This window comes from Citrobacter sp. wls706 (assembly GCF_005281305.1).
Classification (GTDB): Bacteria; Pseudomonadota; Gammaproteobacteria; order Enterobacterales; family Enterobacteriaceae; genus Citrobacter; species Citrobacter werkmanii.
In genome coordinates, this window is record NZ_SZXG01000037.1 from 280,932 (window position 1) to 307,127 (window position 26,196).

The window sequence follows — 26,196 nt, forward strand, 5'->3', positions numbered from 1 at the left end:
GTCCCGTAGGCCGGATAAGACCCCCGCGTCGCCATCCGGCAAAACCTAACGTATTACTTAAGACCGGTTTTCTGCTTCATCGCCGCCATTACCGCCGGTTTATCCGCCAGATAATGGTTCAGACCGTTGGCGCGCAGATTACAGGCCGCGCAGTGACCACAACCGTCACCTTTGATGCCGTTATAGCAGGTCAGCGTTTCTTCACGTACCAGGTCCAGCTTGCCCCAGTAATCGGCCAGCGCCCAGGTTTCGGCTTTATCGATCCACATCAACGGAGTTTCAAAGCGGATATCTTTTGCCATCCCCAGGCTCACCGCATGGTTCAGGGCCTTGACGAACTCATCGCGACAGTCCGGATATCCAGAGAAGTCGGTTTCGCAAACGCCGGTAATGACCGCCTCTGCTTGCACCTGATACGCGTAAATCGCCGCCAGCGTTAAAAACAGAATATTGCGCCCGGGCACAAAGGTATTGGGAATGCCGTTCGCATCCGGTTCGTAATCCGGCACCGGAATGTTATCGCGGGTCAGGCTGCTGACGGCCAGTTCGCTAAGCAGCGTGACATCAAGCACTTTGTGCGCACGCGCGCCGAGTTTTAAGGCCAGATCACGTGCGACATCAATCTCAGCGCGATGACGCTGACCATAATCAAAGGTCACGCAGTGCACTTCATCATACTGATGTAGCGCTTGCGCCAGACAGGTCGTGGAGTCTTGACCTCCACTGAATACAACAACGGCACGTTTCATGGCTTTTCCTGACAGATAACGAAACCCATATGGTAGCGCCTGGACGTGGTGTCCACCAGCTTCTTCATGCTGAAGGGGGCGGTAACCAGGCTTCGGTGAACTCAAACCAGCCGCGAGGATTCAGACGCACGCCGTTCACGCCCGGTGGCGCGCTAATACGATAGTGATAATTGAACAGCGGAGTCAGCGTGGCATCATGCATCAGCGTGGCGAACACTTGCTGTAACGCCGCGTGACGATCGTCTTCATTGGCCTGGACTTGCAGGGCATCCAGAGTGGTCTGCAAATGCGTGTATTCAGGGGCATTCAAGACATGTGACCAGAGCTGATCGCAGCGTAACCACTGTTCGAGGGTATATTCAGGCGCTTCGCCAATCAGCCTGTCACCCATCATCAGGTCGGCCTGAGCTAAAGGATGATTACCGTCCCAGTTTTTAGCATTATGAAATATAAGCGTTAATTCACAGCCGAGCAGCGCCAGCGCCAGGCGAAGCTGTTCAGCCATGGCGTGCAGTTCTACCGGCAGGTGATAGGCCAGCGTCAGTTTTTCCGGTAGCGCTACCTCGTTCAACTCATCCCATTGCGGGATCGTCCATCCAGGCAGCAGCGCATTGCTCGGGGTTATCAGGTTTTCATCTACCTCCAGCGTTTGGAGCAGGGAAGAGCGATGGATAATGTTGACCAGTCGGCGGGCCTGCATGGTATTCAGACGTGCGCTTTTTCTGAGCGTGAGATAGCAAAAACCGAGGCTTATACCGCTGCTCACCGGGCTTAACATGGGCAGCTCTTCGGGTTTACCAATTGCAATTTGCACCGGATGGCGACAGCTGGTGCCCAAATCCTGGGAGAAAAGCTGCGGGGTTATCCAGTATTCAATGGCTTTCAGGAGTGGATGACTCAAGTGGTAGTGATCGTGACTCTCGATACGCACCAGCTCAGGGGTAAACAACGTCAACCGGAACGGGCCGGTACCCACAAACGGGTGCTCAGGATGCGCCAGGTGACTGCTGTAGCTTGCCAGCCGGTGCGCCAGCCAGAAGTCGGGACGATGCAGAATAAAGGTCAGACACTGGGGATGCGTCACCTCAATGCGCTTTACGCTGATAAACAGCTTATTCAGCGCGGGCAGCTCAAGTAGCCTCAACAGTTGTTGATGTAACTGCGTGCTGCTGACGGCATCGCCGTTATGCCAGTACAGGGTGGAGCGAATATAGAAATCCCAACGCAGGCCGTCGGCGGAGATATTCCAGTGGTGAGCTAAATCACCGCAGGGGCGTTGCGTATACGTGTCAAACCGGGTCAGGCCAGAAAATACCTGCCCGGCGAGATGTTGCTCTGCGCGGCCAGGGAGAAATCCGGGGTGCAAAGGGTCAAGTTGACGGTAATAGGGGATACGCAGGGTTGGCGTGTCGTTTTGCCACTGACCGCCCATAAATGGCTGTAGCAGGGCTCTTAATTCCCCCGGCGCCAGCTGGGCCAGCTCCAGCACGTTAAGCTGTTCCCCCTTTTGCAGCGCCTGCTCCATCATGGTATTACGTAGCGATTCTGGCGTAACCAAAAAACATAGCTGCCCGCGTTTACCCCGCCCTGACTGGGCGTGCCACTCCAGCCAGCCTGCATCCTGCGCTTGTTTTAACAGGGTTCGCACGTGGCGCTCGCTGCAAAAACAGCGCTCAGCCAGTTCGCCCACGGTCACAGACTGTGGTTCGCCGTTCGACGGTTGCCACAGGCGTTGGTATTGATTAAGCCGATTCAGTAGTCGCATAGAAACCCGGAACAATTCATTTTATCTATTCACTATTACTTCCGTATATCTCAGGTGATACTGAATCACAAGTTAACCGCCTCACAGTGTGGAGAAAGAGATGGCTCGTCTGGCTGCATTTGATATGGATGGCACCCTTTTGATGCCGAATCACCATTTAGGTGATGAAACGCTTTCAACGCTGGCGCGCCTGCGTGAACGTGATATCACTCTGACATTTGCCACCGGTCGTCATGTGCTGGAGATGCGCCATATTCTGGGTTCCATTTCGCTGGACGCCTTTTTGATCACCGGTAACGGTACGCGTATTCACACGATCGAGGGTGATGTGCTGTACCGCCAGGATCTGGATCCGAATGTTGCGGATACTGTGTTGCACCAGAAGTGGGACACCACGGCCAGCATGCATGTCTTTAATGACAACGGTTGGTTCACCGGACAAGAAATTCCAGCGCTGCTTCAGGCACATGTGTATAGCGGATTTCGTTATCAGATCGTGGATGTGAAACGTATTCCTGCCCACCAGGTCACGAAGATCTGTTTCTGCGGCGATCATGACTCGCTGATCCGTCTGCGTATTCAACTCAATGAGGCGCTGGGTGAGCAGGCGAATCTCTGTTTCTCCGCAGTTGATTGCCTCGAGGTACTGCCGCTGGGTTGTAATAAAGGTTCTGCGCTGGCGGTATTAAGCAACCACTTAGGTTATTCAATGGCTGAGTGTATGGCGTTTGGCGATGCCATGAACGATCGCGAAATGTTAAGCAGCGTAGGGCGCGGCCTGATTATGGGTAACGCGATGCCGCAACTGATTGCTGAACTGCCTCATCTATCGGTGATTGGGCATTGCCGCAATCAGGCAGTATCACACTTTTTGACGCATTGGCTGGACAATCCGCATCTACCTTATTCCCCCGAATGAGAGATCCCTTCCAGCAAGCCAGACTTCGCGTCTGGCTTTTTTTTGTCTGATTAGTGGGTTTTCAGGAGTTGAGCCAGCTCCGCTTTCCACGGCGTTAAATCACCGATGTGCGTGTCGACCCACTGCGGGTTGTAATAGGTTTCCAGATAACGTTCGCCGCTGTCGCACAGCAGCGTCACCAGCGATCCCGTTTCTCCTGCGTCGCGCATACGGGCGGCAAGTTGTAATGCTCCCCACATGTTGGTACCGGTTGAGGCACCAACTTTACGGCCCAGCTGTGTTTCCAGCCAGTGCGCGGTAGCCACGCTTGCGGCATCCGGCACGCGCAGCATTTCATCGACCACATCAGGAATAAAAGACGGTTCTACGCGTGGGCGACCGATACCTTCGATTTTGCTACCTACCGGGCTGCGTAATGTTGCATCGCGATTTTGCCAGAAGGGCAGAAAGACCGAGTTTTCCGGATCCACCACCATCAAACGAGTATCGTAGCCCTGACAACGAATATAGCGGCCAATGGTTGCCGAGGTGCCGCCGGTTCCGGCGCTCATTACGATATGCCGGGGAACAGGATTGGGCTCGCATTGCATCTGACGAAAGATACTGTCGGCAATATTGTTGTTACCACGCCAGTCGGTGGCACGCTCTGCGTAAGTGAACTGATCCATGTAATGGCCGTTCAGCTCACGAGCCAATTGTTCAGAAGCCGCATAAATTTCGCAGGCGCTTTCCACAAAATGACAACGCCCACCGTAAAACTCAATCTGTTCAATTTTACGTTTCGCAGTACACGAAGGCATAACGGCGATAAACGGTAAGCCTAACAGACGGGCAAAATAAGCTTCGGAGACCGCCGTTGAGCCGGATGATGACTCGATGATGGTGCTGCCTTCTTTGATCCAGCCATTGCACAGTCCATACAGAAACAGTGAGCGCGCCAGACGATGTTTCAGGCTCCCGGTCGGATGTGTGCTCTCATCTTTTAAATAGAGCTGAATGCCCGGAAACGCCGGGAGCGACAGACGAATGAGATGCGTATCCGCAGAACGCTGATAATCCGCGTTGATTTCATTGATGGCGTTTTTAACCCAGGGGCTATTCATCATTAAAAGATATCCATTTGTCATTTTGTGCCCAGAATAGCGAAAAGCACGGAAAAAATTGTTGCCATTTAGCCTTTAAAATAGAATGTAAGGAGAAAATTCTTCTCTGTGGAGTGGATATGTTAGACAAAATTGACCGTAAGCTGCTCGGCTTACTGCAACAGGACTGCACCCTTTCTTTGCAGGCGTTAGCAGATGCCGTTAATCTGACGACCACCCCTTGCTGGAAACGCCTCAAACGGCTTGAAGATGATGGTATCCTGCTGGGGCGAGTCGCCCTGCTGGATCCCGAAAAACTGGGGTTGGGCTTAACCGCGTTTGTGTTGATCAAAACTCAGCACCACAGCAGCGAATGGTATTGCCGCTTTGTCACCGAAGTCACCGGAATGCCGGAAGTTCTGGGATTCTGGCGTATGGCAGGGGAGTATGACTACCTGATGCGGGTCCAGGTCGCCGATATGAAAAGCTACGATGAATTTTATAAGCGCCTGGTGAACAGCGTGCCGGGCCTGTCTGATGTTACCTCCAGCTTTGCGATGGAACAGATTAAATACACAACTGCTCTACCGATTGAATAATTCTTCCGGCGCTCATTGCCGGAAATCTTGTCAGGACATAACGCGTGCGATTATTTGCTCAATTAAGCTGGTACTTCCGCCGGGAGTGGCGTCGCTACCTCGGGGCAGTGGCCTTGCTTATCATCATCGCTATCCTTCAGCTTATTCCGCCGAAAGTGGTCGGGATCATTGTGGATGGCGTGACGACTCAACGCTTCACCACCGAACGGCTGCTGATGTGGGTGGGGACAATTGCCCTGATTGCCGTGGTGGTTTATTTGCTGCGTTATGTCTGGCGTGTGCTGCTGTTTGGCGCATCCTACCAACTGGCGGTTGAGCTGCGGGAAGATTATTACCGTCAGTTGAGTCGCCAGCATCCAGAATTTTATCTGCGTCACCGTACGGGCGATCTGATGGCGCGTGCCACCAACGATGTCGATCGAGTGGTGTTTGCCGCTGGCGAAGGCGTGCTGACGCTGGTGGATTCGCTGGTAATGGGGTGTGCGGTGCTGATCGTGATGTCAACGCAGATAAGCTGGCAACTGACGCTCATTGCGCTGCTGCCGATGCCGGTGATGGCGTTGATGATCAAACGTTACGGTGATCGACTCCATCACCGTTTTAAGCTGGCGCAGGCGGCGTTTTCCAGCCTCAACGATCGTACTCAGGAAAGCCTGACCAGTATTCGTATGATCAAGGCTTTTGGGCTGGAGGATCGGCAGTCGGCATTATTTGCCGCAGATGCTGAAGATACCGGTAAGAAAAACCTGCGGGTGGCGCGCATTGACGCCCGCTTTGATCCTACGATTTATATCGCCATTGGTATGGCTAACCTGCTGGCGATTGCCGGGGGAAGCTGGATGGTGGTTCACGGCTCGCTGACGCTCGGGCAGCTCACCAGCTTTATGATGTATCTCGGTCTGATGATTTGGCCGATGCTGGCGCTGGCCTGGATGTTTAACATCGTCGAACGCGGCAGCGCCGCGTATAGCCGAATTCGCGCCATGCTGGCAGAAGCGCCGGTGGTGGATGACGGTACTGAACCGGTGCCGGAAGGACGCGGCGAGCTGGCGGTGGCGATTCGCGAGTTTTGCTACCCACAAACCACCCACCCGGCGCTGGAAAATGTGAATTTCCAGCTTAAACCTGGACAGATGCTGGGCATCTGTGGTCCGACTGGCGCGGGAAAAAGTACGGTGCTGTCGCTGATCCAGCGTCATTTTGATATCACCCAGGGCGATGTGCGCTTTCATGATATCCCGTTAACGCGCTTACAGCTGGATAGCTGGCGCAGCCGACTGGCGGTGGTTAGCCAGACGCCATTCCTGTTTTCCGATACCGTCGCCAATAACATCGCCTTAGGACGCCCGCAGGCCACGCAAGAAGAGATCGAGCATGTGGCGCGCCTTGCCAGCGTTCATGAGGATATTTTACGTCTTCCTCAGGGCTATGACACCGAGGTGGGTGAACGCGGGGTGATGCTGTCCGGTGGGCAAAAACAGCGAATCTCTATTGCCCGTGCGTTGCTGTTGAACGCTGAAATTCTGATTCTGGATGATGCGCTGTCGGCAGTAGATGGTCGTACCGAGCATCAGATCCTGCATAATCTGCGCCAGTGGGGCGAAGGCAGAACCGTGATTATCAGCGCCCACCGTTTATCGGCCCTGACGGAAGCCAGCGAGATTATCGTGATGCAGCATGGGCATATTGCTCAGCGCGGTGAACATGAATCGTTAGTGCAGCAGCCTGGCTGGTATCGCGATATGTACCGCTATCAGCAACTGGAAGCGGCGCTGTCCGATGCGCCAGAGATCAACGAGGAGGCGGCGAATGCGTAGTTTTGGACAACTATGGCCGACCCTGAAAAGGCTGCTGGCGTACGGCTCGCCGTGGCGAAAACAGCTGGCTATCGCCGTTGTTATGCTGTGGGTGGCCGCGGCGGCGGAGGTTAGCGGCCCGCTGCTGATTAGCTATTTTATCGATAACATGGTGGCGAAAAACAACCTGCCGCTGGCGATGGTCGCCGGGCTGGTTGCGGCGTATGTGGGATTGCAGCTGCTGGCGGCGGGTCTGCATTACGCACAGTCGCTGTTGTTTAATCAGGCCGCCGTGGGCGTGGTGCAACAGCTGCGTACCGACGTGATGGACGCTGCGCTGCGCCAGCCGCTCAGCGCCTTTGATACTCAGCCCGTCGGGCAGCTTATCTCACGTGTGACCAATGACACGGAAGTGATTCGTGACCTGTATGTGACGGTTGTGGCAACGGTTCTACGCAGTGCGGCCTTGATCGGCGCGATGCTGGTGGCGATGTTCAGCCTGGAGTGGCGCATGGCGCTGGTCGCGATGATCATTTTCCCGGCGGTGCTGGTGGTGATGGTGATTTATCAACGTTACAGCACCCCGATTGTGCGCCGGGTGCGCGCTTATCTGGCGGATATTAACGATGGCTTTAACGAAGTCATCAACGGCATGAGTGTTATCCAGCAGTTCCGTCAGCAGGCGCGATTTGGCGAAAGAATGGGCGAGGCCAGCCGTTCGCACTATATGGCACGGATGCAGACCCTGCGCCTGGATGGTTTTTTGCTGCGTCCGTTGCTTAGCCTTTTCTCGGCGCTGATCCTCTGCGGTTTATTGATGCTGTTCAGCTTTACCTCTGGCAGCTCCATCGAAGTTGGTGTTCTGTATGCGTTTATTAGCTATCTCGGGCGGTTGAACGAGCCGCTTATCGAGCTGACGACTCAGCAGTCAATGCTGCAGCAGGCGGTTGTCGCCGGTGAACGTGTGTTCGAATTGATGGATGGGCCACGTCAACGCTATGGTGATGATGACCAGCCGCTAAAGAGTGGGGATATCGAGGTAGATAACGTTTCATTTGCCTATCGTGACGACAATCTGGTGCTGCAAAACATCAGTCTGTCCGTGCCTTCGCGTAGCTTTGTGGCCCTGGTCGGGCACACCGGCAGCGGCAAAAGTACGCTGGCCAGCCTGCTGATGGGATACTACCCGCTGACGCAGGGGGAAATCCGCCTTGATGGGAGACCGCTGTCTTCGCTGAGCCATGGTGTATTACGCCAGGGCATCGCGATGGTGCAGCAGGATCCGGTGGTGATGGCGGATACCTTCCTGGCAAACGTCACGCTGGGCCGCGATATCTCAGAAGCGCGGGTATGGCAGGCGCTGGAGACCGTGCAACTGGCGGAGCTGGCGCGCGGCCTGAGCGAGGGGATTCATACCCGGCTGGGCGAGCAGGGCAATAATCTCTCCGTTGGGCAAAAACAGCTGCTGGCGCTGGCGCGGGTGTTGGTTGAAACGCCGCAGGTACTGATCCTCGACGAAGCCACGGCCAGTATTGACTCCGGCACGGAACAGGCGATTCAGCAAGCGCTGGCGGCAGTGCGTGAACACACCACGCTGGTGGTGATTGCGCATCGCTTATCGACGATTGTCGATGCGGACACCATTCTGGTGCTGCACCGTGGACAGGCGGTTGAGCGAGGTACGCACCAGCAATTACTGGCGGCACAAGGCCGTTACTGGCAGATGTATCAACTGCAGCTGGCGGGCGAAGAGCTGGCAGCCAGTACGCAAGAGGATTCCATTATTGCCTGATAGCTGAGACCAACCCGGTATCGTAGGCCGGACGGCAATCAACAATCTGGTGCAAAAATGTAACGCACTATGCACCGTTATAGTGCGTTTTTTCTTTTTCTTCCCCAACGCCCCTCGGTTAGCCCGAACCATCCTGCCATTTTCATTCCTGGCACACCCCTTGCAGTATTCATCTGGTGTATCTGCAGCCACTACTGAATTCTGACTGGAGGGGATCTATGAAGCTGGTTACCGTGGTAATCAAACCGTTCAAACTGGAAGACGTCCGCGAAGCCTTGTCGTCTATTGGTATTCAGGGGCTGACCGTCACCGAAGTGAAGGGGTTTGGCCGACAGAAAGGTCATGCCGAGCTGTACCGTGGGGCTGAATATAGCGTCAATTTTTTGCCCAAGGTGAAGATTGATGTGGCGATTGCCGACGACCAACTGGATGAAGTGATCGATGTCATCAGCAAGGCGGCCTACACCGGAAAAATTGGCGACGGCAAAATCTTTGTCGCCGAGCTGCAACGCGTGATTCGTATTCGTACCGGCGAAACTGACGAAGCCGCACTGTAACGTCTGGCACACAGTGATAGGAAACCAAAAAATGAAGATAGCAACGATGAAAACGGGTATTGCTTCACTGGCGCTGTTGCCGGGCCTGGCGATGGCGGCACCGGCGGTCGCGGACAAAGCGGATAACGCTTTTATGATGATCTGTACCGCGCTGGTGCTGTTTATGACCATTCCTGGCATTGCGCTGTTTTACGGCGGTTTGATTCGCGGTAAGAACGTGTTGTCGATGCTGACTCAGGTGACGGTGACATTTGCCCTGGTCTGTATTTTATGGGTGGTTTATGGCTACTCTCTGGCCTTTGGCGAAGGGAATAATTTCTTCGGCAACTTCAACTGGGTATTGCTGAAGAACATCGCGTTGACGGCGGTCACGGGGAGCTTCTACCAGTACATTCACGTTGCTTTTCAGGGCTCTTTCGCCTGTATCACCGTTGGGCTTATCGTTGGGGCGCTGGCTGAGCGTATTCGCTTCTCGGCGGTACTGATTTTTGTGGTGGTGTGGTTAACGCTGTCTTACATCCCAATAGCCCATATGGTCTGGGGCGGCGGTTTGCTGGCTTCTCACGGCGCACTGGATTTTGCCGGCGGGACGGTTGTACATATCAACGCGGCGATTGCCGGTCTGGTGGGTGCTTATCTGATTGGCAAACGCGTCGGTTTTGGTAAAGAAGCCTTTAAACCGCATAACTTGCCGATGGTTTTCACCGGCACCGCCATTCTCTACATTGGCTGGTTTGGCTTTAACGCCGGTTCTGCGGGCATGGCGAATGAAATCGCTGCGCTGGCTTTCGTCAATACCGTGGTCGCCACCGCTGCCGCCATCCTCGGGTGGATCTTCGGGGAATGGGCGCTGCGCGGGAAGCCGTCTTTGCTGGGGGCCTGTTCTGGGGCCGTTGCGGGTCTGGTTGGCGTCACGCCTGCCTGTGGCTATATCGGTGTCGGCGGGGCGTTGATTATTGGCGTGGTAGCCGGTCTGGCGGGCCTGTGGGGAGTGACGATGCTCAAGCGTTTTCTGCGCGTGGACGATCCGTGTGACGTGTTTGGCGTTCACGGCGTGTGCGGCATTGTCGGCTGTATCCTGACCGGGGTTTTTGCCGCCAGCTCGCTGGGGGGCGTGGGGTTTGCCGAGGGCGTGACCATGGGGCATCAGCTGCTGGTGCAACTGGAAAGCGTGGCGATTACCATCGTCTGGTCCGGCGTGGTGGCCTTCATCGGTTATAAGCTGGCGGATATGACGGTGGGTCTGCGCGTACCAGAAGAGCAGGAACGCGAAGGTCTGGATGTGAACAGTCACGGCGAGAACGCCTACAACGCCTGATTTCTCAATATGCCGGATGGCACTAACGTTTATCCGGCCTACAACGATGTAGTCTGTAGGCCGGATAAGGCATCAATTGCGATTACGCATTACCCCTTCCTGTACGGTAGAAGCGACCAGCACGCCATCCTGGGTATAGAATTCCCCGCGCACAAAGCCCCTGGCACCGGAGGCGGAAGTACTTTCGACGTTATACAGCAGCCATTCATTGATATTGAACGGACGATGGAACCACATTGAGTGGTCAATGGTGGCGATCTGAATCCCTTTTTCCAGGAAACCAATCCCGTACGGTTGCAACGCGACGGGCAGGAAGTTCAGGTCAGAGGCATAACCCAGAAGATACTGATGGACGCGCAGATCGTCTTGCAACTGACCGTTGGCGCGGATCCATACCTGACGGGTCGGAGGTGCGACGTGACCTTTTAAGGGGTTATGAAACTCTACCGGGCGGACTTCTAACGGACGGTCGTTGATAAACTTTTCTTTCAATAGTGGCGGCAGAAGATGCGCCACTGAGCGTGCAATTTCTGTTTCTGATTTCAGCTCATCGGGACCCGGCGCATCTGGCATCGTTTTCTGATGTTCAAATCCGTCTTCCGGTGCCTGAAAGGAGGCGGTCATGTAAAAAATGGGTTTGCCGTTTTGGATTGCGGCAACGCGGCGCGCGCTGAAACTGTTACCATCACGCAGGACTTCTACATCATAAATGATGGGTTTTTGGCTATCGCCGGGGCGTAAAAAGTAGCTGTGAAAGGAGTGCACCAGACGTTCTTCCGGGACAGTTTCTTTCGCGGCATATAGCGCCTGACCGACAACCTGTCCGCCAAAAACCTGACGTAATCCTAAGTCTTCACTTTGGCCGCGAAAGAGCCCTTCTTCAATTTTTTCCAGATTTAACAATGTCAGCAAATTTTTGAGTGCCAGACTCATAGGAGCTCTCCAGGTGATATCGATGTCGCGCGAGTTAGGCAGAGTATAACGCAATTTTAAAAGTGGTCCGATGGGTGCAATTGTCTGAATTACGGGCCTATTACAGGCAAAAACAGCTGTCTTGTGCCACACTTAATCACGTTATGTTTTTGTTAACCACTCTTCTGGCGAGGAAAGTTCTCGCTGGTGCATAGATGATAAGGAGAATTTAATGAAACTCGTGCACATGGTAAGTGGTTTAGCGGTTGCAGTCTCTCTGGCAGCCTGCGCCGATAAAAGTGCAGATATTCAGACACCTGCGCCAAGCCCTAATACGTCAATTTCTGACACACAGTCTAAAATTCAGCAGCCCAATGTCTCTGGTACGGTATGGATCCGCCAGAAAGTGGCCCTGCCACCGGATGCGGTGCTGACCGTCACGCTGTCGGATGCGTCGCTGGCCGATGCGCCGTCAAAAGTGCTGTCGCAAAAAGCGGTGCGTACTGAAGGTAAGCAAGCGCCATTCAGCTTCGTATTACCGTTTAACCCGGCAGATATTCAGCCCAACGCGCGTATTCTGCTGAGTGCGGCAATTACGGTGAATGGCAAACTGGTCTTTATTACCGATACCGTTCAGACGGTTATCAATCAGGGCGGGACGAAAGCCGACCTGACTTTGGTTCCCGTGCAGCAGACCGCAGTCCCGCTTAATGCTGGCGGCGGCGCAACCACCACGGTGCCTTCGACCTCACCAACCCAGGTGACCCCGTCTTCTGCCGTTCCTGCTCCCACGCAGTATTAAGGCAGTCGTAACCCTCTCCATGAGGAGAGGGTTAGTACACCCAGCGATAGCGCTGTAAATCGATTTGCCCGCTGCCGGAAACGACAATGCCTTCTGCCAGCAACGCCTGACGTTGTCGTTGCAGATCGGGGCCCGTCAGTGAAATAGCACCGTGGCGATTGACGACCCGATGCCAGGGCAGGGAACTACCTTCGGGGAGACGCTTAAGCACGCCGCCCACCTGGCGCGCAGCGCGCGGCGATCCGGCAAGTCTGGCGACATCGCCATAGGTGGTGACGAATCCTTCGGGGATTGACGCGACAATTTGCCAGACGCGTTGGGGGAAAGTGTCTTGTATATCCATCATTTATTCCTGCGCTAATCCTTCAGCATAATCCTGAATGGCGAGTGAGTGAAGCCGCATTGCGCAAGAAAACAGCATCCGATGCTGGATGGGTTGCATTTACAGGGTACAGCAGTGATAATGCGCCTGCGCGTTGGTTAACAACGCTCTCAATGGGGGCTCTGTTGGTTCTCCCGCAACACTACTCTGTTTACCAGGTCAGGTCCGGAAGGAAGCAGCCAAGGCAGATGACGTGTGTGCCGGGATGTAGCTGGCAGGGCCCCCACCCATTTCAGGGTAAGTACTTGATAGATAATGTCTAAAGTACTGAAATCTCTCCCCCATAGCCTTAGTGGTACAAAAACTGTGTATCACCAGTAGGCTGCACGATGTCCCTTATGCTCTCCCGTCATGGGATCTGGTACTACCGGAAAGTTAACGTCTTACCCTGTGGTAAACGCCGTGAGTTTCGTCGTTCGTTAGGTACTCGTTCAAAGACTGAAGCGACAAAGCGATCTTTACGCTTTGCAGATCGCCCTTGGCTGATTACTGAGACGTCCACGACTACAATCGATTTGATCCAATCCCCTAATTCAGACTTGTCGCTTAGCGAGCTAAAACTACATGCTGAGCAGTACGTTGAGTTTAAAAGCCGTGAAGTTTGTGAAAGGGAAGTTTCTTCTATCAAACGCTGTATTGATAAGTACTTTAGCTTCACTGAGCAGGTGTTTAAGCGTAGTAGGGCTGCTGAATTCATTAGCGGGCTGGATGTCGCGATTCCTACAAAGAACAAATATGTTAAGAAAATCAGTGGGTTTTTTCGATGGCTGAAACACCGTACTGACTATGATTTTCAAAATCCCTTTGAGGGATTGCTCCAAAAGGATCGCGAGCCAGTTTCCCAAAAGCGAGAGGCATATACCTCTGCTCAGATCAGATGCCTAGAGAATGGAATCAGTACATTACCTGACTGGAAGATATGGATTATTTTGCTTGGTCGATTTACGGGGATGAGGGCTAATGAAATTTGTCAACTATATCATGGTGATATATTAAAAAATGAGGGAAGATGGTGCATCAGGATTGATGATCGTCATGATGGACAGGTGGTCAAAACGGAGAACAGTAAACGTACAATACCAATTCATCAAAAATTGATAGATATAGGATTTTTGGTGTATGTACAGAAACAGAAGGGCAGACTGTTCCCGCAGTTAACTTTCTATAAAGGGTCATACAGCCACTACTTCACTCGCTGGTTTAGCGGTTATCGCAAAAAATTAGGGGTTCCAGAGTTTCATTCACTGCGACATTACATTGCCACTAAGTTAAAAAACGCTGGTGTAGTGGAGCACTATGCTGCTGCATTCTTAGGACATGCAGATAATTCAATCACATACAGAAGATATGGTAAATCAGTCGCGGTATCTCAACTATATGACCTATTAGAACATATTTGATTCGTACTAAGCAGCCTCTTCGCTGAGAGCCTGCTTAGTGACGGGAGAGCATAAGGGACATCGTGCAGCCTACTGGTGATACACAGTTTTTGTACCACTAAGGCTATGGAGGAGAGACTTCAGTACTTTAGCGTATAGCTATCAAGTACTTACCCTGAAATGGGTGGGGGCCCTGCCATCAGCCATTAGTACTAAATTGTGTTGGTTAATCAATTGGTTATCATGTTAGTACTACAACAGTACTGTACCACTCTAGATAGTACCGTCCAGCACAAAATCTTGCAAGGTAACGTATTTGCAATGATTTATAGATATTTTTTTATCTTTAATAGTCCAGTATTCCATTGGATCGTACTGTTGCATAAATGTCTGTACCACTTGGAAAGTACAAAAGAACATTTGACATAATTAATGAATGTATCAGTAAAGAAGTACAAAGATACCTGCGACTTAATCGAAGGATGTATCGTTTAGAAAGTACAAAGATAGTGCCTAAATGATATATGATTTTTTGATTTTAATAGTAATGAAATTGTCAAGAAAAACTTGCAACTATTCCTTGATTGGGGCAATTTTGCCCGTTAACATATAGCCAATCGAACATAAACAGCAGCCGTAGGAGGTTAACCATGAGAAGATTTTTAATTTAGAGGAGTGTTAATCATGACAAAAAAGAAAGAACCACATGAACTAAAACCACGTGGGCGGAAAGAAAAGGTACATCAGAATAACGACCTTCGTAGTCACCTGGCAGGGGTTAAAAATTTAAATCAGCTAACCAGTGCTGCACAAAACGTTATCAAGAAACATATTAGGACTTTGACTGAATCAAAAGGTTCTAAAAAAGGCATGGTGACAAAGAATATACTTATACTATTAACCATGATGGGTGATATTAGCAAAGACAAAACTAAATCAATGCTAGATAGTAGTGAACTATTCGAAGGTAATAATTATTCTAAATCGAGGGTGAACGATTATAAGAAAGTATTAACAGGTGTATCAAAAGAGCTATGGGGGATGTTTAAAGATGGTACACCGATTCGCACCGATGACCCAAAAGGCGGAGAATATCTTACTGGTGAAGAATTGTACAAGTTGACTCACTTATTAGAGAGTAATCCAACGAAGAAAGAACTTTCGGATCTCATAAAAAAAATATATCCATCCTAAATTAGTATGATAGTGGGGTACTAACTCAGGCTGCATCGTACTAATACGGGTTAATCAGAGATTGAAACGACTTAATTAAGGTCATAGCAACCTAAAAAAACACTTCTGTAGTATGTTTTTTGGCTCTTTTTGGTTGTTTTTTGCACGATCCTGATTAAGTACCCCTTATATTAAAATAATTAGATCTCGTAAATGCCTTACTTATATTAAGTCTCTAGAGAGCCTAACTCGCTTTGCTCGTTAGTCTCTTTAAGAACCAAAAATTAGATCGTAACGTTGCGTTTTTCTCGTAGTACTCGAAACAACGCAAGGCGTTACTACTCGCTTTGCTCAGACAGATAACAGTACTGACAAACCGACTTTATCAAAATGATTTGGGTCGGCCTACGGCCTAAAGTCTTCATGAGTACCTACGCGTCGCCTTGCTCCTTGTTGGGGGTTATCGGGCTGTTTAAGCCCTTACTGCAAAAGAACTTGATTGAGGCAAGTCCACCCAATTACCTGCACTTCCAGTTACTGGAAAAGCACTATCAGTACTGACCAGAGCGAAGCGACCCCGATCCGATTAGCCACCCTTCATGATGGTGTTTCGGACAAAACGTACATGAAGCCCCTGAACCCGATTTTAACTAGAGGCAGTTATTCCCAATCCATAAGCAATCAAACGGCCTTAACGGCTTTCTGAGGGCGTTTAAACGGTAAGTCCAAACAGTACTCCAGGTGCTTTCGAAGTACTGACCAACGTCTGATCGTTTTTACCTATTGATTTGTCAGGTATTAATAGATATTGATAGTTTTTATCGATCAAAAATTGAATTATCGATCGTTTTTATCGATCGATGTGTTGTGAAGTGATATTCTGATTACCTTTGATACACAACCTTTGAGGGATTTTATGGCCGGGCTTGTCGTTTTCATCATTTGTGTGATCCTTGCAGTACTTACTTTCAGGAAAGTGTCACACCATTTCAGAAATAAAGGTCGGGGAAAGTTTCGTACTTCGATTGCAGCGTTAGTCATCAGCTTTATTGTTTTTGTTGTCTCAATAGGAATTGGTTCCGGTGTCGTTTCACAAGATATAAGCACTGATATTAATGCTAAGGCTTCAACGACTAGCAGTACGGAAACGAAAAAAGCCGATGTTTATAAATGCGATAAGTTTGATGCGATAACCCAAACTCGACAAGGAACAAAAAATAATTCTGGTTACTATTCAGATAAAAGTATTTTAGTTGAATATACTATCTCAGATGATAAGTTGATCAGTCGAATGCCAATTCCTGGTGATAAAGACAGTACTGATACTGCTAAATTCAATGAAACCGCAGAAGATGGATCACGAAAGTATGGGAATTCATCAAGTAACTATTTTGTATCGGTGCTTAATGATAGTACCATAAAAGTAATTCTCGTTGATTTTAACCATAATGGAACAATTACACAGATTTGCTCGAAATAGTAATCTTGTATCAGGGGGAAGAAATGATGATAAGAATATTGTCAGTACTCTTAACGACGATCCCATTAACTGCAATTGCGACTACGATTCCCGATGGGAAACCAGAAAAGCCCTTTGTTATTGGTAATGAAGTTATTTGTCTGAAAGAAATCCAGAAGCAAATCACCCCTTATCTCAAATCTTTTGAAGAAGAAAGCGGGGTTAAGTACAAGTACAATGTTAAATCTGGTTTATCGTACAAAGATACTGTAGGGCTGCGGTTACAGATCAATCGTGTGGATTCGGGGTTGGATATGCGTGTTGCGGATCTTGATTATTACTGGTTACATGAACGTGGAAGCATGTGCCAACCAACGTACATGGTACTTGATCGTTCTCAATGAATACTGTCTTTAACAAGGTCGCGAAAGCGGCCTTCATCTTTACCAGAACGAAGGTGTGCCTGTCTTTAAAAACTATTAAAATCAATTGATTATGAAGTTTTTCTGCATGGCGTTTTCACCTTAACCTTACATTTTTTAAAGGAATGTTGTAGGCTACATAAAATTTATCATTGAGAATAATATGAGTAGCCAACTTATTGAAAAAATCAAAGATGAATGTTCGCGTATCGAAGAGGATGCTCTTTATTCATCAAAATCACATTATAATGCGTCCTCACCATGGGAAAAATGTAATTTATTCATTGGGATACCTATAGCAATATTATCAGCTATAGCTGGTCTTAGTGCCTTAAAGGACATGACAAATATTACTATTTTTATATCTTTTGTACTTACATGCTTAACAGCAATTAATACTGCCCTCAATCCGAGTAAGCGAGCTGGTCATCATAAATCAGCAGCTGGAGAATATAATAATCTTAAAAATGATGTTCGTCTTTTTCGTGAGATTGAGCTAATTGAAGTAACTTTGTCTGAAAATGATTTAAAGGAAAAAATAAAAGTTTTTTCTGATCGAAGAAATCAACTAAACATTAGCTCTCCTACGATACCGCGATGGGCATACGAAAAAACACAATCAGATGTTAATAATGGTTTTTCTCAATACGCCATCGACAAGGAAAAGAAATGAGCGTTCAATCCTATTTGGATACTATATCCAAAAATGCTATCTTGAAGGATAGTACTATAACAACTTCGATTAGCACATTGCAAAGAAGACTTGGATACTATTTTGATAATAATGTTGTTATAAGCCATTTTGCGTTTGGTTCTAATACCCGTTATACAATGTTGCCGAGAAAATATGATCCGCAATCTGATGTGGATTATATGGTTGTATTCAGTAATACGGGGCATCAACCGCAGACGTATTTAAATCGCCTCAAAAATTTTGTTGAATGCTATTATTCTTCTTCTGAAAGAAAACAAAGTCACCCAACAATTAAACTTAACCTTCATCATATTACTTTTGAGTTGGTTCCTGCTGTTTATAATACAATTTATGGATATCAAATCCCTGCACCAGCAAATAATTTCGAAACATGGATTAGTACTAACCCTAATGATTTTAATAGTAAATTAACTGATAAAAATAGAAATAATTATTCTTTGATAAAACCATTGATACGGATATTAAAATATTGGAATGCAAATGCGGGATATGTTTTTGAATCATATGAGCTTGAACAAAATATAGTAAGTATGAATTTTCTATTTTGCTATAACATCAAAGATTATTTTTATCATGCAGTTGGACAACTTAACTGTTCCTACTGGTCTCCTCAGTGGAAGCAAAATGCTGTAAATAAATTAAAAAATACAGTAAATTCTGTTAAGGCGTATGAAAGTGGCGGATGGCATTACTCTGCTGAAACTGAAATAAAAAAGATTTTACCTGAAGTGTAATTCTAAAAATTTAATTATAAAGCACAATTTTTTTTGTGTTTTATAATTTATGTTACTTTTGAGGATAACTTGCTGAAGTGAAAGCATCTGTCATTAGCATCATTTGATTTCCTCTAAGTGGAGTGAACGGAAATGAGACATAGTCTAAATTTCCTTGAGTCATGTTAAAATATAGCTTTTTGTCATCAACTGTTAACTTTGACGCATGTTCCGGATATGTACCTTCATTTTTAAATGTGATCAGAAAGGCCATAGGAAAGAAGTGCATACAACTACAATGACATAAATGTCCATCATTGAAAAATGATGTCAGTTGAGCGGTTATCTGTGTTTTGTTAGGGTAAAACCAATAATAGAAATCATGAGTAGCTTCTATATTTTTATTTTTTCCTAAGACAAATTCCCTTAATGGTGTGTAGAATTCACTATCAATAGGGCCATTTTTGCAAACTTCTACAGATGTTGCTGCAAGAAGATGACCTACCATTGCACGCAAAAACGGTATTGCATTGAAAGGCGTTGAGATAATATTTCCGTAAAAATGAACACCAGCTAAATATTGCCGAATTAGATTTATAAAATCTTCGATGGGAACTTTGATCTCATGATCCAAACTTCCGAGTATGTTGCCATTACAATTCTTGCATATGGTTTTGAATGTCGCTCCGGCGTGGGCATTTATCGGTTTTATTTCATCAGATGAATAATGTTCAGATACCGTTTTTTGAAACATTGGTTGAATAGTTGTTGCACAACGAGGTGGCACATGATCCTTACTCAATAGACCATATGAACCGCAAATGACGCAATGCCCCTCATTAATTCTTGCATGTCTCAAACGTTCGGAAATTTTACCCATAAGAAACCTCGGAAGAGCAATCTTGACTGATTTTATCGCAAATGGATAACGTATGCATTTCAATCTTCATCTGCTTTACAGCCTCTGTGTTTAAGAATGTGGCTAAGGTACTCGACTTTAGAGCACAAAATAATCTAATCCCTGCCCACAAATTTTTTGACAAAAAAGTTAAAGGGATCGTTTACTCAGATAAAAGTACAGTCAGTTTTTTTCTGCACAATTTGAAATCTCGTTCGTATGGTCAGATTCAACCCCGCCGACCAAATGCCGTGTACTCAGAACTCAGTACCGAACTTTTCACAAATTCTGCATTGCATAAAAAATGAACGATGGAAAATGTGTTTTTAGGTATACCTCTAGCAGACCTACACAGATCTCATTCAAAATGGTTCATTAAATGGATTTTACAACCTAAAACAGACCATATATAATGAACCACATAAAACAGACTGATGGTGACTATCATGCGTGTATGGGCATATCTAAGAGCTTCGACGAAAGAGCAAGATGCGGATAGGGCATTGAAAGAGTTGGAGGCATTTGCTCATTCGCATGATCTGAAAATATCAAAGTACTTTAAAGAAAATGAATCAGGTGCAAGCCTACAGCGGCCTCAATTATTTTTACTCTTAGATATCGCGGAACGTGGCGATATTCTGCTCTGTGAGCAAATAGATCGTATAAGCCGACTTACCGCAGAGGACTGGAAAACCTTACGAGGACTCATCGAATCTAAAGGGATCAGGGTTGTATCGTTAGATTTGCCTACGAGCCATCAGCTTTTACATGTTCAGGATGAGTTCACCGCTCGTATGTTTGAAGCAATGAATTCTATGATGCTCGATATGCTGGCGGCAATCAGTCGCAAGGACTACGAAGATCGCCGCAGACGACAAAAGCAGGGTATTGAAAAGGCCAAGAGAGAGAAAAAATATCGTGGTCGCCCAGTTGATGAGAGCCTGCATCATAAAGTACAAGAATTACTGTCTGACGGTAAAAGCTGGAGCAAAATTCAGGCTTTGATCGGTTGTTCAAGGGCTACTATCGCAAAGGTGGCTAAAAACTCATCTCTTACAGCAGAATAGTGGGTAACAAAGGGCAGAGTAGGCCAGCACTGCCAGATTGTTAACGAATATAGCGGTATAGGGTTAAGGAAGGGTACTTACAGTTTCGTAGTGAAAGAATCCTTTCGATATCTATCCACGTTTTGTGATTAAAATCAATTTAAACACAATATGTAGTATTGAGTAGTTGGTTTTGTCGCTATATGCTGATGTTTCCATGGAAATAGAGGGCTCGATAATGGGTAAAGATCAGCATGTTGTTCCTCATGATGGAGGTTGGGCCGTTAAGGGGGCAGGAAACAGTAAAGCGACCTCCGTTCACTCAACAAAGCAATCTGCGGTGGACGCTGCAAGAGGGATTGCTACAAACCAAAAAAGTGAGCTTGTGATCCATAACAAGGATGGCAGGATCGCAAAAAAAGATTCGCATGGTAACGATCCTTGTCCACCAAAGGATAAGAAGTAATTGAATAAGGGGCTTGTCGCCCCTTTTTTATGTACATCGGGTAGGCACTTCCGACACTATAAATTTCGAAAAGTGCATGTCATGTCTCCAACCATGACGGCACGTTACCTTGCAAGATTTTGTGCTGGACGGTACTATCTAGAGTGGTACAGTACTGTTGTAGTACTAACATGATAACCAATTGATTAACCAACACAATTTAGTACTAATGGCTGATGGCAGGGCCCCCACCCAATTCTGCCGTCCGGCAATTTCCTTTCTGTTTATCTTCTTTTCTTTGTCACCGTATCGTCATTTTATTGTCATCAAATGCTGTCAATGTGTTTCGGGGATGTTGTTTGGCGCTTTTACCGTCGCCGATCACAAGGATTTTTTACAATGTCGACTGCTGTACTGAATGTCAAAATTGATGAAGCGCTGAAAGAAAAACTTCGTCATTACGCCGAAGTGCATAATGAAAATTTAAGTGTCGCGACGGAAAAGCTGCTGCTGATAGCATTTTCCGCCGTTGAAGAGGCGGGAGTCTCCGCTGAGGATATCGACAGCCAGCATACGGAAGAATCCGTCGTTGACGCACTGACTCCTAAAGAAATCAAAGCATTGCGCAGATTACTGAAGAAGAAAAAATGAAACAACAATCGCTCTCAACCGCCTGTAATTACGGCGAAGCCTGTGAATTGCTGCGTTCCGGCTATGTGAAACATGTTCGCCTGAGCTGGAATGTCGGTAGCGATGAGTTCTTCCGTATTGCTTCCGACTGGTGTGATGCCGGGGCAAAAATTAAGAAGGACGGTGAGAATTTTGTGATTTCCCTGAAAGGTTTTCCGGTTCCTCCGCAGTTGTAATATTGCCCGGACTTCCTTGTCCGTTACGGCATACAAGGGCGAGTCCTTTGGCTCGTCGCTTAAATTATTTTGCGCATTTTCCCGCTGCTGGCCTGCAAACGTAGGTTATCCCAAATGGGTTGCAACACCCTGAAGGCGGCGCGTGCTGTATCATCCGGCAATGTGAAGGGCATGCGCAAAAAACGATCGAATGCGCCATCGAGGCCGAAGCGCGTACCGGTTCCTAACTGAATCCCCGCGCTTTCGGCGCGCGTGGCAAAGAGAGTCGCCAGCGTATCGGGCAGTTCGACCCAGAAAGAGAGTCCTCCTTGTGGTTGGGTAAACTGCCATTCCGGGAAATGTGTATGCATCAGACTGGAACACAGGTCGCGCTGCGATGTCAGCAACCGTCTTCTGTCAGGCAGAAAGCGCTCAGCGTTATCCAACAACCAACGGGTGGCGAGTTGTTCAAGTACCGGAGAGCCCAAATCGAAGGTGTCGCGGGTTTGTACCAGGGCGGCAATCGTTCGTGACGAGGCCCGAATCCAACCCAAACGTAATCCACCCCAAAAACTTTTCCCTGCCGATCCCAGCAAAATGATCGGAGCATCACGATTGAATGCGGCAAGCGGCGGTGGGGGTGGGGCGTCGTACCACAGGTTCACCATCGTCTCATCGACTACCAACGTGGTACGCGTTCTTTCGGCAATATCTGCGACAACCTGGCGTGTTGCGGCGTCCATGCAGCGCCCGGTCGGGTTATGAAAGTCTGGCATCAGATAGGCCATTCTGGGCGCCGTTTGCGCGATGGTGGCGACCAGACCGGCCGTATCCCAACCCTGCTCGGGTAGCGACACGCCAACAGGCCGACAGGACGCGCCCTGAATAGCGGCAATCGCCAGCGGATAAGTGGGGTGATCAACGACGACGCGATCGCCAGGACCTGTCAGCAAACGCAGGATCAGCGCCAGACCGCTGACCGCGCCATTCACCACCATTATTTCATCGGGCTGCGTGGGGAGTCCGCGCTCGCAATAATGCCGGGCGATGGATTCACGTAAAGCTGCCAGCCCCTGCGGCAGATACCCGGAACTCAGCAGATGCTGCGGCATCGCGAACAACGCTTGCTGATAAGCCTGATGAATTTCGGGACCGGCACTGAGCGCTGCCGTGGACAAATCAAGCGCAGTGCCAGCGCTGGTTCGCGTTGGCACATGGCGAATGTGTTCCGGCAGAATAACCCGTGAACCGCTCCCATGACGGCTCTCCAGATAGCCTTCCTCACGCAGTTGTGCCATAGCACTGGCAACGGTGGTTCGGCTCACTTCCAGAACGGCAGCGAGTTCACGCTCGCCGGGCAAGCGGCTATCCAGCGCCAGACGACCATCGAGAATCAATAGACGTAGCGCTTCTGCCAGCTGTCGCCAGAGGGGCGTTCGCGAAGGGCTTTCCTGCCAGTGGCCGAGCAGGCGCTGCAAAGACTGACTTCCATAACGGCGAGATGACATAGCAGTCCACTTTTTGAAAACTGGACATTAATCATAGTGCCAATTACGGGGAAGATGAAAGCTATCTGAGAATGAGAGGGAAAAAGCATGCTGCGTCGTTTACTTCAGCTGTATATCGGTCTGGCGCTGTACGGTGTGTCGACAGCCATGTTTGTTCGTGCCGATTTAGGGGCCGATCCGTGGAACGTATTTCATCTGGGCGTGGCCAATTTACTGTCGATGAATATCGGCGTGGTGATTATTGTCGTAGGCGTGTTGGTGCTGCTGGCGTGGATACCGCTACGCCAGCGTCCCGGATTTGGCACCCTGAGCAATGTCATTATGATTGGGCTGGCTGCAGATGCCGCGCTGGTGGTGATCCCGGGATTTGAATCCCTGCTGGCGCGCAGCGGCCTGCTGGTGATGGCGGTGATACTGAATGCATTAGCCACCAGTTTATACATTGGCGCTGGTTTTGGCGCGGGCCCACGGGACGGTCTGATGACCGGTATTCACGCACGTACCGGATGGCCAGTACGACGCATTCGCACCGCAATCGAAGTGTCAGTGTTGCTTATCGGCTGGCTGCTGGGGGGGACCGTGGGGGTTGGCACGGTGTTGTATGCGCTGGCTATTGGGCCGTTAATTCAGATTTGCCTGCCGTGGTTCCGCCACCAGCCACAGTCGCGCATTCGTGTCAGGAGTGAGTCTGGGGCACGATCGTCCGCTGGCGACTAAACTTAACCTCGACTGACGCGGCCAGAATCGGCTTGCTGCGCAGTAAACTTCGGAGGTTTTTCTCATGAAGTATGTTGATGGTTTTGTGGTTGCCGTACCCGCTGAAAATAAGGAGGCGTACATTGCGATGGCGGCAAAAGCAGCTCCGCTTTTCAAGGAGTTCGGCGCATTACGCGTGGTGGAGTGCTGGGCTGATGATGTCCCCGACGGCAAATTGACCGATTTTCGCATGGCAGTGAAAGCGCAGGATCATGAAGAGGTGGTATTCAGCTGGATTGAATACCCATCCAAAGAGGTCCGCGATGCGGCGAATCAGAAGATGATGTCCGATCCCCGTATGAAGGAATTCGGTGAATCTATGCCATTTGATGGCAAGCGAATGATCTACGGTGGATTTGCGCCCATTATGGACGAGTGATGTGACTGGCTGTGCGGCGTGCCGCCAGCCATCTCAACATCAACAGCCCTGTTAAAGCCGTTTTTCAGCCCACAGAATAAATTCCGCTTTTGGCAGTGCCTTACTGTAAAGCCAGCCCTGACCATACTGCACGCCATGTTGTCGTAGCCAGGCTTCCTGATTTTCAGTTTCGATACCTTCTGCCACCATTTCCAGCTTCAGCGTTTTGGCAATCTCAATGATATGCGGCGTCACGTTGTTGTACTCCAGGGCATCAACAAAGGATTTATCTATCTTCAGGATGTCCACATCCAGATCCTGTAAATAGCTCAGGCTGGAATAGCCGGTCCCAAAGTCATCGATGTATATCGAGTGTCCCGCCTGACGATATTTAGCAATAAACGGCGCGCTGTTTTTCGGATCGGCAAACTCGCGTTCGGTCAGTTCCAGCGCGATTTGCGCAGGCTTAAGCTGCCAGTGCTTTACCTTCTGGCCTAACAGAGCGGGAAGCGTTTCAGAAGCCAGATCGGCTGACTCAAGGTTAATGGAGATATGCTGATCCGGATGTTGACGCAGCCATTTTCCTAAATCGTCAAATACGCTTTCAATTATCAAACGCGTGAGGGGTTTTGTCAGTCCGGTCTCCTGCGCCATCGCGACAAAAATTTCGGGCGACAAATAGCTCCCATCGGCCTGCTGCCAACGGGCCAGCGCTTCTGCCCCGACCACTTTTCCCGTTGTGAGTGAGATAATCGGCTGGTAATGGACCTTGATATCCCGATTCTGGATGGCATCCTGCAACTGGTGATGGGGGGACTGTAAGCGGCGCAAAATGCGCAGAATAAAGGCGGCGGTAAGCAGGCCGATGATAATCCCTGCCGGGACCCAGATCAGGGCCTGTCGGTGCCAGGTTTTTTGTAAGGGTAGGGTAGATGCCCAGGTGACGATCGTGATGCCCAGTTCGGGGAAGGGGCGAGCATTAAAAATACTGCTACCTTTCTGAAAATGAGTGATCGAATGTTCTTGTTTCACGTGTTGCAAAACGTCTGATGGCAGCGCGGCGCTACTGGCAACCACCACGTTGCGTGCGGTGCCAATGATTGTGACTTCTATCGGCCATGAGCCAAACGGGATGACGTCAATAAAAGAGCCCGGATCGACCATCACAACATAATGCTCGCTACCTAAAGCTGCCATAAAACGCTTGATGCCCAAATCATTTTGCGTAGTAAGCCATGCGCGATATCCATCCGGCGTGACTTTCATTGCTGGTGGAAATGCGGCAGCCTGGCTGTTTTTTTCCAGAGATGAACATTGCGGAACATTGTCTTTGAGATACAGCACTTCCTGAATATAGCGATAGCTATATGACAAGCGACGCATTTCCAGCAGATGCTCGTCACTACAAGGCACCCCCTGAAAGGATTCTATGTGGCGTAATGCTTTCCTGGCCTGCTCGCCGACGCGTTCCGTGCGCAATGCGACTCGTGTTGAGAACATATCGAGTTCATCGATAAATTTTGTTTCGACCTGACGATGTGCCAGCCACAAGCTTAAACCTACGGGCGCGAGAATAGAAAGAAACAGCACCCCGGTTACCAGGCTTATCAGATGTCGTGTTGTCACAATGATATCCTTATTAACACAGCGTAAGGAAAGTATATCTGAAAGCCGAAAAAGCTATTCGATTGGCATCATATATTTAGGGCCACTTATCATCCCGTTTGTTTGTCCGTAGCGTAAATCAGGTTGTGATTTAAACAAGAGTGGTGTATTTTTATGGTTATGTTATAACGTAACAATTGA

26 protein-coding genes, 1 other RNA gene and 1 pseudogene are annotated in these 26,196 nt (G+C 49.0%); 20 read left to right on the plus strand and 8 right to left on the minus strand.

The features are described from left to right. Nucleotides 1–53 precede the first annotated feature (53 nt). Both queC and FDW92_RS17910 read right to left on the minus strand, forming a co-directional pair. Complete coding sequence (gene queC, locus FDW92_RS17905; RefSeq protein WP_003021638.1) at nucleotides 54–749, minus strand: 7-cyano-7-deazaguanine synthase QueC; 696 nt, start codon at nucleotides 747–749, stop codon at nucleotides 54–56. Nucleotides 750–813: 64 nt separating this feature from the next. Next, nucleotides 814–2,514 carry an SgrR family transcriptional regulator gene (locus FDW92_RS17910; protein WP_137400670.1) on the minus strand — a complete coding sequence of 567 codons (1,701 nt, stop codon included), beginning with the start codon at nucleotides 2,512–2,514 and terminating at the stop codon, nucleotides 814–816. Nucleotides 2,515–2,614: 100 nt separating this feature from the next. On the opposite strand from FDW92_RS17910, the gene cof reads away from it, so the two are divergent. Next, nucleotides 2,615–3,433: an HMP-PP phosphatase gene (gene cof, locus FDW92_RS17915; RefSeq protein ID WP_042310091.1), complete on the plus strand. Its 819-nt coding sequence runs from the start codon at nucleotides 2,615–2,617 to the stop codon at nucleotides 3,431–3,433. 50 nt (nucleotides 3,434–3,483) lie between these two features. Here the strand turns inward: cof and FDW92_RS17920 are convergent, their stop codons facing one another. After that, complete coding sequence (locus tag FDW92_RS17920; protein WP_227255150.1) at nucleotides 3,484–4,539, minus strand: PLP-dependent cysteine synthase family protein; 1,056 nt, start codon at nucleotides 4,537–4,539, stop codon at nucleotides 3,484–3,486. A 116-nt stretch (nucleotides 4,540–4,655) separates the two neighbouring features. Between FDW92_RS17920 and decR the strand changes: the two genes are divergently transcribed. From decR to amtB, 5 genes are all read left to right on the plus strand, one after another. Continuing rightward, entirely contained in the window at nucleotides 4,656–5,114 is a 459-nt protein-coding gene (decR, locus tag FDW92_RS17925; RefSeq protein ID WP_003831023.1) for a DNA-binding transcriptional regulator DecR, read from the plus strand. Nucleotides 5,115–5,158: 44 nt separating this feature from the next. Next, the gene (locus FDW92_RS17930) at nucleotides 5,159–6,931 is read left to right on the plus strand and encodes a SmdA family multidrug ABC transporter permease/ATP-binding protein (RefSeq protein ID WP_042310089.1); all 1,773 of its coding nucleotides are present in this window, start codon (nucleotides 5,159–5,161) and stop codon (nucleotides 6,929–6,931) included. Beyond that, nucleotides 6,924–8,702, plus strand: coding sequence for a SmdB family multidrug efflux ABC transporter permease/ATP-binding protein (locus FDW92_RS17935; protein WP_042310086.1), 1,779 nt, complete (start codon nucleotides 6,924–6,926; stop codon nucleotides 8,700–8,702). The genes FDW92_RS17930 and FDW92_RS17935 overlap by 8 nt, the downstream gene beginning before the upstream one ends. A 218-nt stretch (nucleotides 8,703–8,920) precedes the next feature. Beyond that, on the plus strand, nucleotides 8,921–9,259 hold the full coding sequence (gene glnK, locus FDW92_RS17945) for a P-II family nitrogen regulator (RefSeq protein WP_006685697.1): 339 nt from the start codon (nucleotides 8,921–8,923) through the stop codon (nucleotides 9,257–9,259). A gap of 31 nt (nucleotides 9,260–9,290) precedes the next feature. After that, nucleotides 9,291–10,577 (plus strand): ammonium transporter AmtB, encoded by a 1,287-nt coding sequence (gene amtB / locus FDW92_RS17950; RefSeq protein ID WP_042310082.1) that lies wholly within the window; start codon nucleotides 9,291–9,293, stop codon nucleotides 10,575–10,577. Nucleotides 10,578–10,649: 72 nt separating this feature from the next. Here the strand turns inward: amtB and tesB are convergent, their stop codons facing one another. Then, complete coding sequence (gene tesB / locus FDW92_RS17955) at nucleotides 10,650–11,510, minus strand: acyl-CoA thioesterase II (RefSeq protein ID WP_042310080.1); 861 nt, start codon at nucleotides 11,508–11,510, stop codon at nucleotides 10,650–10,652. A 211-nt stretch (nucleotides 11,511–11,721) separates the two neighbouring features. On the opposite strand from tesB, the gene FDW92_RS17960 reads away from it, so the two are divergent. After that, nucleotides 11,722–12,291: a YbaY family lipoprotein gene (locus tag FDW92_RS17960; protein WP_042310078.1), complete on the plus strand. Its 570-nt coding sequence runs from the start codon at nucleotides 11,722–11,724 to the stop codon at nucleotides 12,289–12,291. A 31-nt stretch (nucleotides 12,292–12,322) separates the two neighbouring features. Here the strand turns inward: FDW92_RS17960 and FDW92_RS17965 are convergent. Beyond that, nucleotides 12,323–12,712 (minus strand): annotated as a pseudogene (locus tag FDW92_RS17965) (MGMT family protein). Nucleotides 12,713–12,796: 84 nt separating this feature from the next. On the opposite strand from FDW92_RS17965, the gene ffs reads away from it, so the two are divergent. From ffs to FDW92_RS18000, 7 genes are all read left to right on the plus strand, one after another. Beyond that, nucleotides 12,797–12,893, plus strand: an RNA gene (ffs, locus tag FDW92_RS17970) — signal recognition particle sRNA small type. A gap of 109 nt (nucleotides 12,894–13,002) precedes the next feature. After that, on the plus strand, nucleotides 13,003–14,073 hold the full coding sequence (locus tag FDW92_RS17975) for a site-specific integrase (RefSeq protein ID WP_042310076.1): 1,071 nt from the start codon (nucleotides 13,003–13,005) through the stop codon (nucleotides 14,071–14,073). Between the two features lie 663 nt (nucleotides 14,074–14,736). Further along, complete coding sequence (locus FDW92_RS17980; protein ID WP_042310070.1) at nucleotides 14,737–15,246, plus strand: hypothetical protein; 510 nt, start codon at nucleotides 14,737–14,739, stop codon at nucleotides 15,244–15,246. Between the two features lie 895 nt (nucleotides 15,247–16,141). Next, complete coding sequence (locus tag FDW92_RS17985) at nucleotides 16,142–16,705, plus strand: hypothetical protein (RefSeq protein ID WP_042310068.1); 564 nt, start codon at nucleotides 16,142–16,144, stop codon at nucleotides 16,703–16,705. A gap of 26 nt (nucleotides 16,706–16,731) precedes the next feature. After that, entirely contained in the window at nucleotides 16,732–17,088 is a 357-nt protein-coding gene (locus FDW92_RS17990) for a hypothetical protein (RefSeq protein ID WP_080395567.1), read from the plus strand. Between the two features lie 181 nt (nucleotides 17,089–17,269). Next, nucleotides 17,270–17,779 carry an SLATT domain-containing protein gene (locus FDW92_RS17995; RefSeq protein ID WP_042310065.1) on the plus strand — a complete coding sequence of 170 codons (510 nt, stop codon included), beginning with the start codon at nucleotides 17,270–17,272 and terminating at the stop codon, nucleotides 17,777–17,779. Then, nucleotides 17,776–18,555 (plus strand): nucleotidyltransferase, encoded by a 780-nt coding sequence (locus FDW92_RS18000; protein WP_042310064.1) that lies wholly within the window; start codon nucleotides 17,776–17,778, stop codon nucleotides 18,553–18,555. The genes FDW92_RS17995 and FDW92_RS18000 overlap by 4 nt, the downstream gene beginning before the upstream one ends. A 52-nt stretch (nucleotides 18,556–18,607) precedes the next feature. Here FDW92_RS18000 and FDW92_RS18005 read toward each other — a convergent pair whose 3' ends face one another. Continuing rightward, on the minus strand, nucleotides 18,608–19,414 hold the full coding sequence (locus tag FDW92_RS18005; protein ID WP_137400671.1) for a chaperonin: 807 nt from the start codon (nucleotides 19,412–19,414) through the stop codon (nucleotides 18,608–18,610). 464 nt (nucleotides 19,415–19,878) lie between these two features. On the opposite strand from FDW92_RS18005, the gene FDW92_RS18010 reads away from it, so the two are divergent. From FDW92_RS18010 to FDW92_RS18025, 4 genes are all read left to right on the plus strand, one after another. Then, on the plus strand, nucleotides 19,879–20,499 hold the full coding sequence (locus tag FDW92_RS18010) for a recombinase family protein (RefSeq protein WP_072202902.1): 621 nt from the start codon (nucleotides 19,879–19,881) through the stop codon (nucleotides 20,497–20,499). Nucleotides 20,500–20,716: 217 nt separating this feature from the next. Then, nucleotides 20,717–20,944 carry a DUF2188 domain-containing protein gene (locus FDW92_RS18015; RefSeq protein WP_024183738.1) on the plus strand — a complete coding sequence of 76 codons (228 nt, stop codon included), beginning with the start codon at nucleotides 20,717–20,719 and terminating at the stop codon, nucleotides 20,942–20,944. Nucleotides 20,945–21,322: 378 nt separating this feature from the next. Continuing rightward, on the plus strand, nucleotides 21,323–21,574 hold the full coding sequence (locus tag FDW92_RS18020; protein ID WP_038638313.1) for a hypothetical protein: 252 nt from the start codon (nucleotides 21,323–21,325) through the stop codon (nucleotides 21,572–21,574). Continuing rightward, on the plus strand, nucleotides 21,571–21,789 hold the full coding sequence (locus FDW92_RS18025) for a hypothetical protein (RefSeq protein ID WP_042310063.1): 219 nt from the start codon (nucleotides 21,571–21,573) through the stop codon (nucleotides 21,787–21,789). Before FDW92_RS18020 ends, FDW92_RS18025 begins: the two co-directional genes overlap by 4 nt. Nucleotides 21,790–21,848: 59 nt before the next feature. On the opposite strand, the gene FDW92_RS18030 is transcribed toward FDW92_RS18025, so the two are convergent. Further along, nucleotides 21,849–23,276, minus strand: coding sequence for a PLP-dependent aminotransferase family protein (locus FDW92_RS18030; RefSeq protein WP_042310062.1), 1,428 nt, complete (start codon nucleotides 23,274–23,276; stop codon nucleotides 21,849–21,851). A gap of 87 nt (nucleotides 23,277–23,363) precedes the next feature. On the opposite strand from FDW92_RS18030, the gene FDW92_RS18035 reads away from it, so the two are divergent. Further along, entirely contained in the window at nucleotides 23,364–23,993 is a 630-nt protein-coding gene (locus FDW92_RS18035) for a membrane protein (protein WP_042310061.1), read from the plus strand. A gap of 64 nt (nucleotides 23,994–24,057) precedes the next feature. Further along, nucleotides 24,058–24,411 carry a DUF1428 family protein gene (locus FDW92_RS18040; protein ID WP_042310059.1) on the plus strand — a complete coding sequence of 118 codons (354 nt, stop codon included), beginning with the start codon at nucleotides 24,058–24,060 and terminating at the stop codon, nucleotides 24,409–24,411. Between the two features lie 51 nt (nucleotides 24,412–24,462). On the opposite strand, the gene FDW92_RS18045 is transcribed toward FDW92_RS18040, so the two are convergent. Beyond that, nucleotides 24,463–26,016 carry an EAL domain-containing protein gene (locus FDW92_RS18045; protein ID WP_042310056.1) on the minus strand — a complete coding sequence of 518 codons (1,554 nt, stop codon included), beginning with the start codon at nucleotides 26,014–26,016 and terminating at the stop codon, nucleotides 24,463–24,465. Between the last annotated feature and the right edge of the window lie 180 nt (nucleotides 26,017–26,196).

What these genes read in the sequence shown, in the direction of transcription:
- queC (WP_003021638.1), bottom strand. Translation starts at nt 749, where the DNA reads ATGAAACGTGCCGTTGTTGTATTCAGTGGAGGTCAAGACTCCACGACC.
- FDW92_RS17910 (WP_137400670.1), bottom strand. Translation starts at nt 2,514, where the DNA reads ATGCGACTACTGAATCGGCTTAATCAATACCAACGCCTGTGGCAACCG.
- cof (WP_042310091.1), top strand. Translation starts at nt 2,615, where the DNA reads ATGGCTCGTCTGGCTGCATTTGATATGGATGGCACCCTTTTGATGCCG.
- FDW92_RS17920 (WP_227255150.1), bottom strand. Translation starts at nt 4,539, where the DNA reads ATGATGAATAGCCCCTGGGTTAAAAACGCCATCAATGAAATCAACGCG.
- decR (WP_003831023.1), top strand. Translation starts at nt 4,656, where the DNA reads ATGTTAGACAAAATTGACCGTAAGCTGCTCGGCTTACTGCAACAGGAC.
- FDW92_RS17935 (WP_042310086.1), top strand. Translation starts at nt 6,924, where the DNA reads ATGCGTAGTTTTGGACAACTATGGCCGACCCTGAAAAGGCTGCTGGCG.
- glnK (WP_006685697.1), top strand. Translation starts at nt 8,921, where the DNA reads ATGAAGCTGGTTACCGTGGTAATCAAACCGTTCAAACTGGAAGACGTC.
- amtB (WP_042310082.1), top strand. Translation starts at nt 9,291, where the DNA reads ATGAAGATAGCAACGATGAAAACGGGTATTGCTTCACTGGCGCTGTTG.
- tesB (WP_042310080.1), bottom strand. Translation starts at nt 11,510, where the DNA reads ATGAGTCTGGCACTCAAAAATTTGCTGACATTGTTAAATCTGGAAAAA.
- FDW92_RS17960 (WP_042310078.1), top strand. Translation starts at nt 11,722, where the DNA reads ATGAAACTCGTGCACATGGTAAGTGGTTTAGCGGTTGCAGTCTCTCTG.
- FDW92_RS17975 (WP_042310076.1), top strand. Translation starts at nt 13,003, where the DNA reads ATGTCCCTTATGCTCTCCCGTCATGGGATCTGGTACTACCGGAAAGTT.
- FDW92_RS17980 (WP_042310070.1), top strand. Translation starts at nt 14,737, where the DNA reads ATGACAAAAAAGAAAGAACCACATGAACTAAAACCACGTGGGCGGAAA.
- FDW92_RS17985 (WP_042310068.1), top strand. Translation starts at nt 16,142, where the DNA reads ATGGCCGGGCTTGTCGTTTTCATCATTTGTGTGATCCTTGCAGTACTT.
- FDW92_RS17990 (WP_080395567.1), top strand. Translation starts at nt 16,732, where the DNA reads ATGATAAGAATATTGTCAGTACTCTTAACGACGATCCCATTAACTGCA.
- FDW92_RS17995 (WP_042310065.1), top strand. Translation starts at nt 17,270, where the DNA reads ATGAGTAGCCAACTTATTGAAAAAATCAAAGATGAATGTTCGCGTATC.
- FDW92_RS18000 (WP_042310064.1), top strand. Translation starts at nt 17,776, where the DNA reads ATGAGCGTTCAATCCTATTTGGATACTATATCCAAAAATGCTATCTTG.
- FDW92_RS18005 (WP_137400671.1), bottom strand. Translation starts at nt 19,414, where the DNA reads ATGGGTAAAATTTCCGAACGTTTGAGACATGCAAGAATTAATGAGGGG.
- FDW92_RS18010 (WP_072202902.1), top strand. Translation starts at nt 19,879, where the DNA reads ATGCGTGTATGGGCATATCTAAGAGCTTCGACGAAAGAGCAAGATGCG.
- FDW92_RS18015 (WP_024183738.1), top strand. Translation starts at nt 20,717, where the DNA reads ATGGGTAAAGATCAGCATGTTGTTCCTCATGATGGAGGTTGGGCCGTT.
- FDW92_RS18020 (WP_038638313.1), top strand. Translation starts at nt 21,323, where the DNA reads ATGTCGACTGCTGTACTGAATGTCAAAATTGATGAAGCGCTGAAAGAA.
- FDW92_RS18025 (WP_042310063.1), top strand. Translation starts at nt 21,571, where the DNA reads ATGAAACAACAATCGCTCTCAACCGCCTGTAATTACGGCGAAGCCTGT.
- FDW92_RS18030 (WP_042310062.1), bottom strand. Translation starts at nt 23,276, where the DNA reads ATGTCATCTCGCCGTTATGGAAGTCAGTCTTTGCAGCGCCTGCTCGGC.
- FDW92_RS18035 (WP_042310061.1), top strand. Translation starts at nt 23,364, where the DNA reads ATGCTGCGTCGTTTACTTCAGCTGTATATCGGTCTGGCGCTGTACGGT.
- FDW92_RS18040 (WP_042310059.1), top strand. Translation starts at nt 24,058, where the DNA reads ATGAAGTATGTTGATGGTTTTGTGGTTGCCGTACCCGCTGAAAATAAG.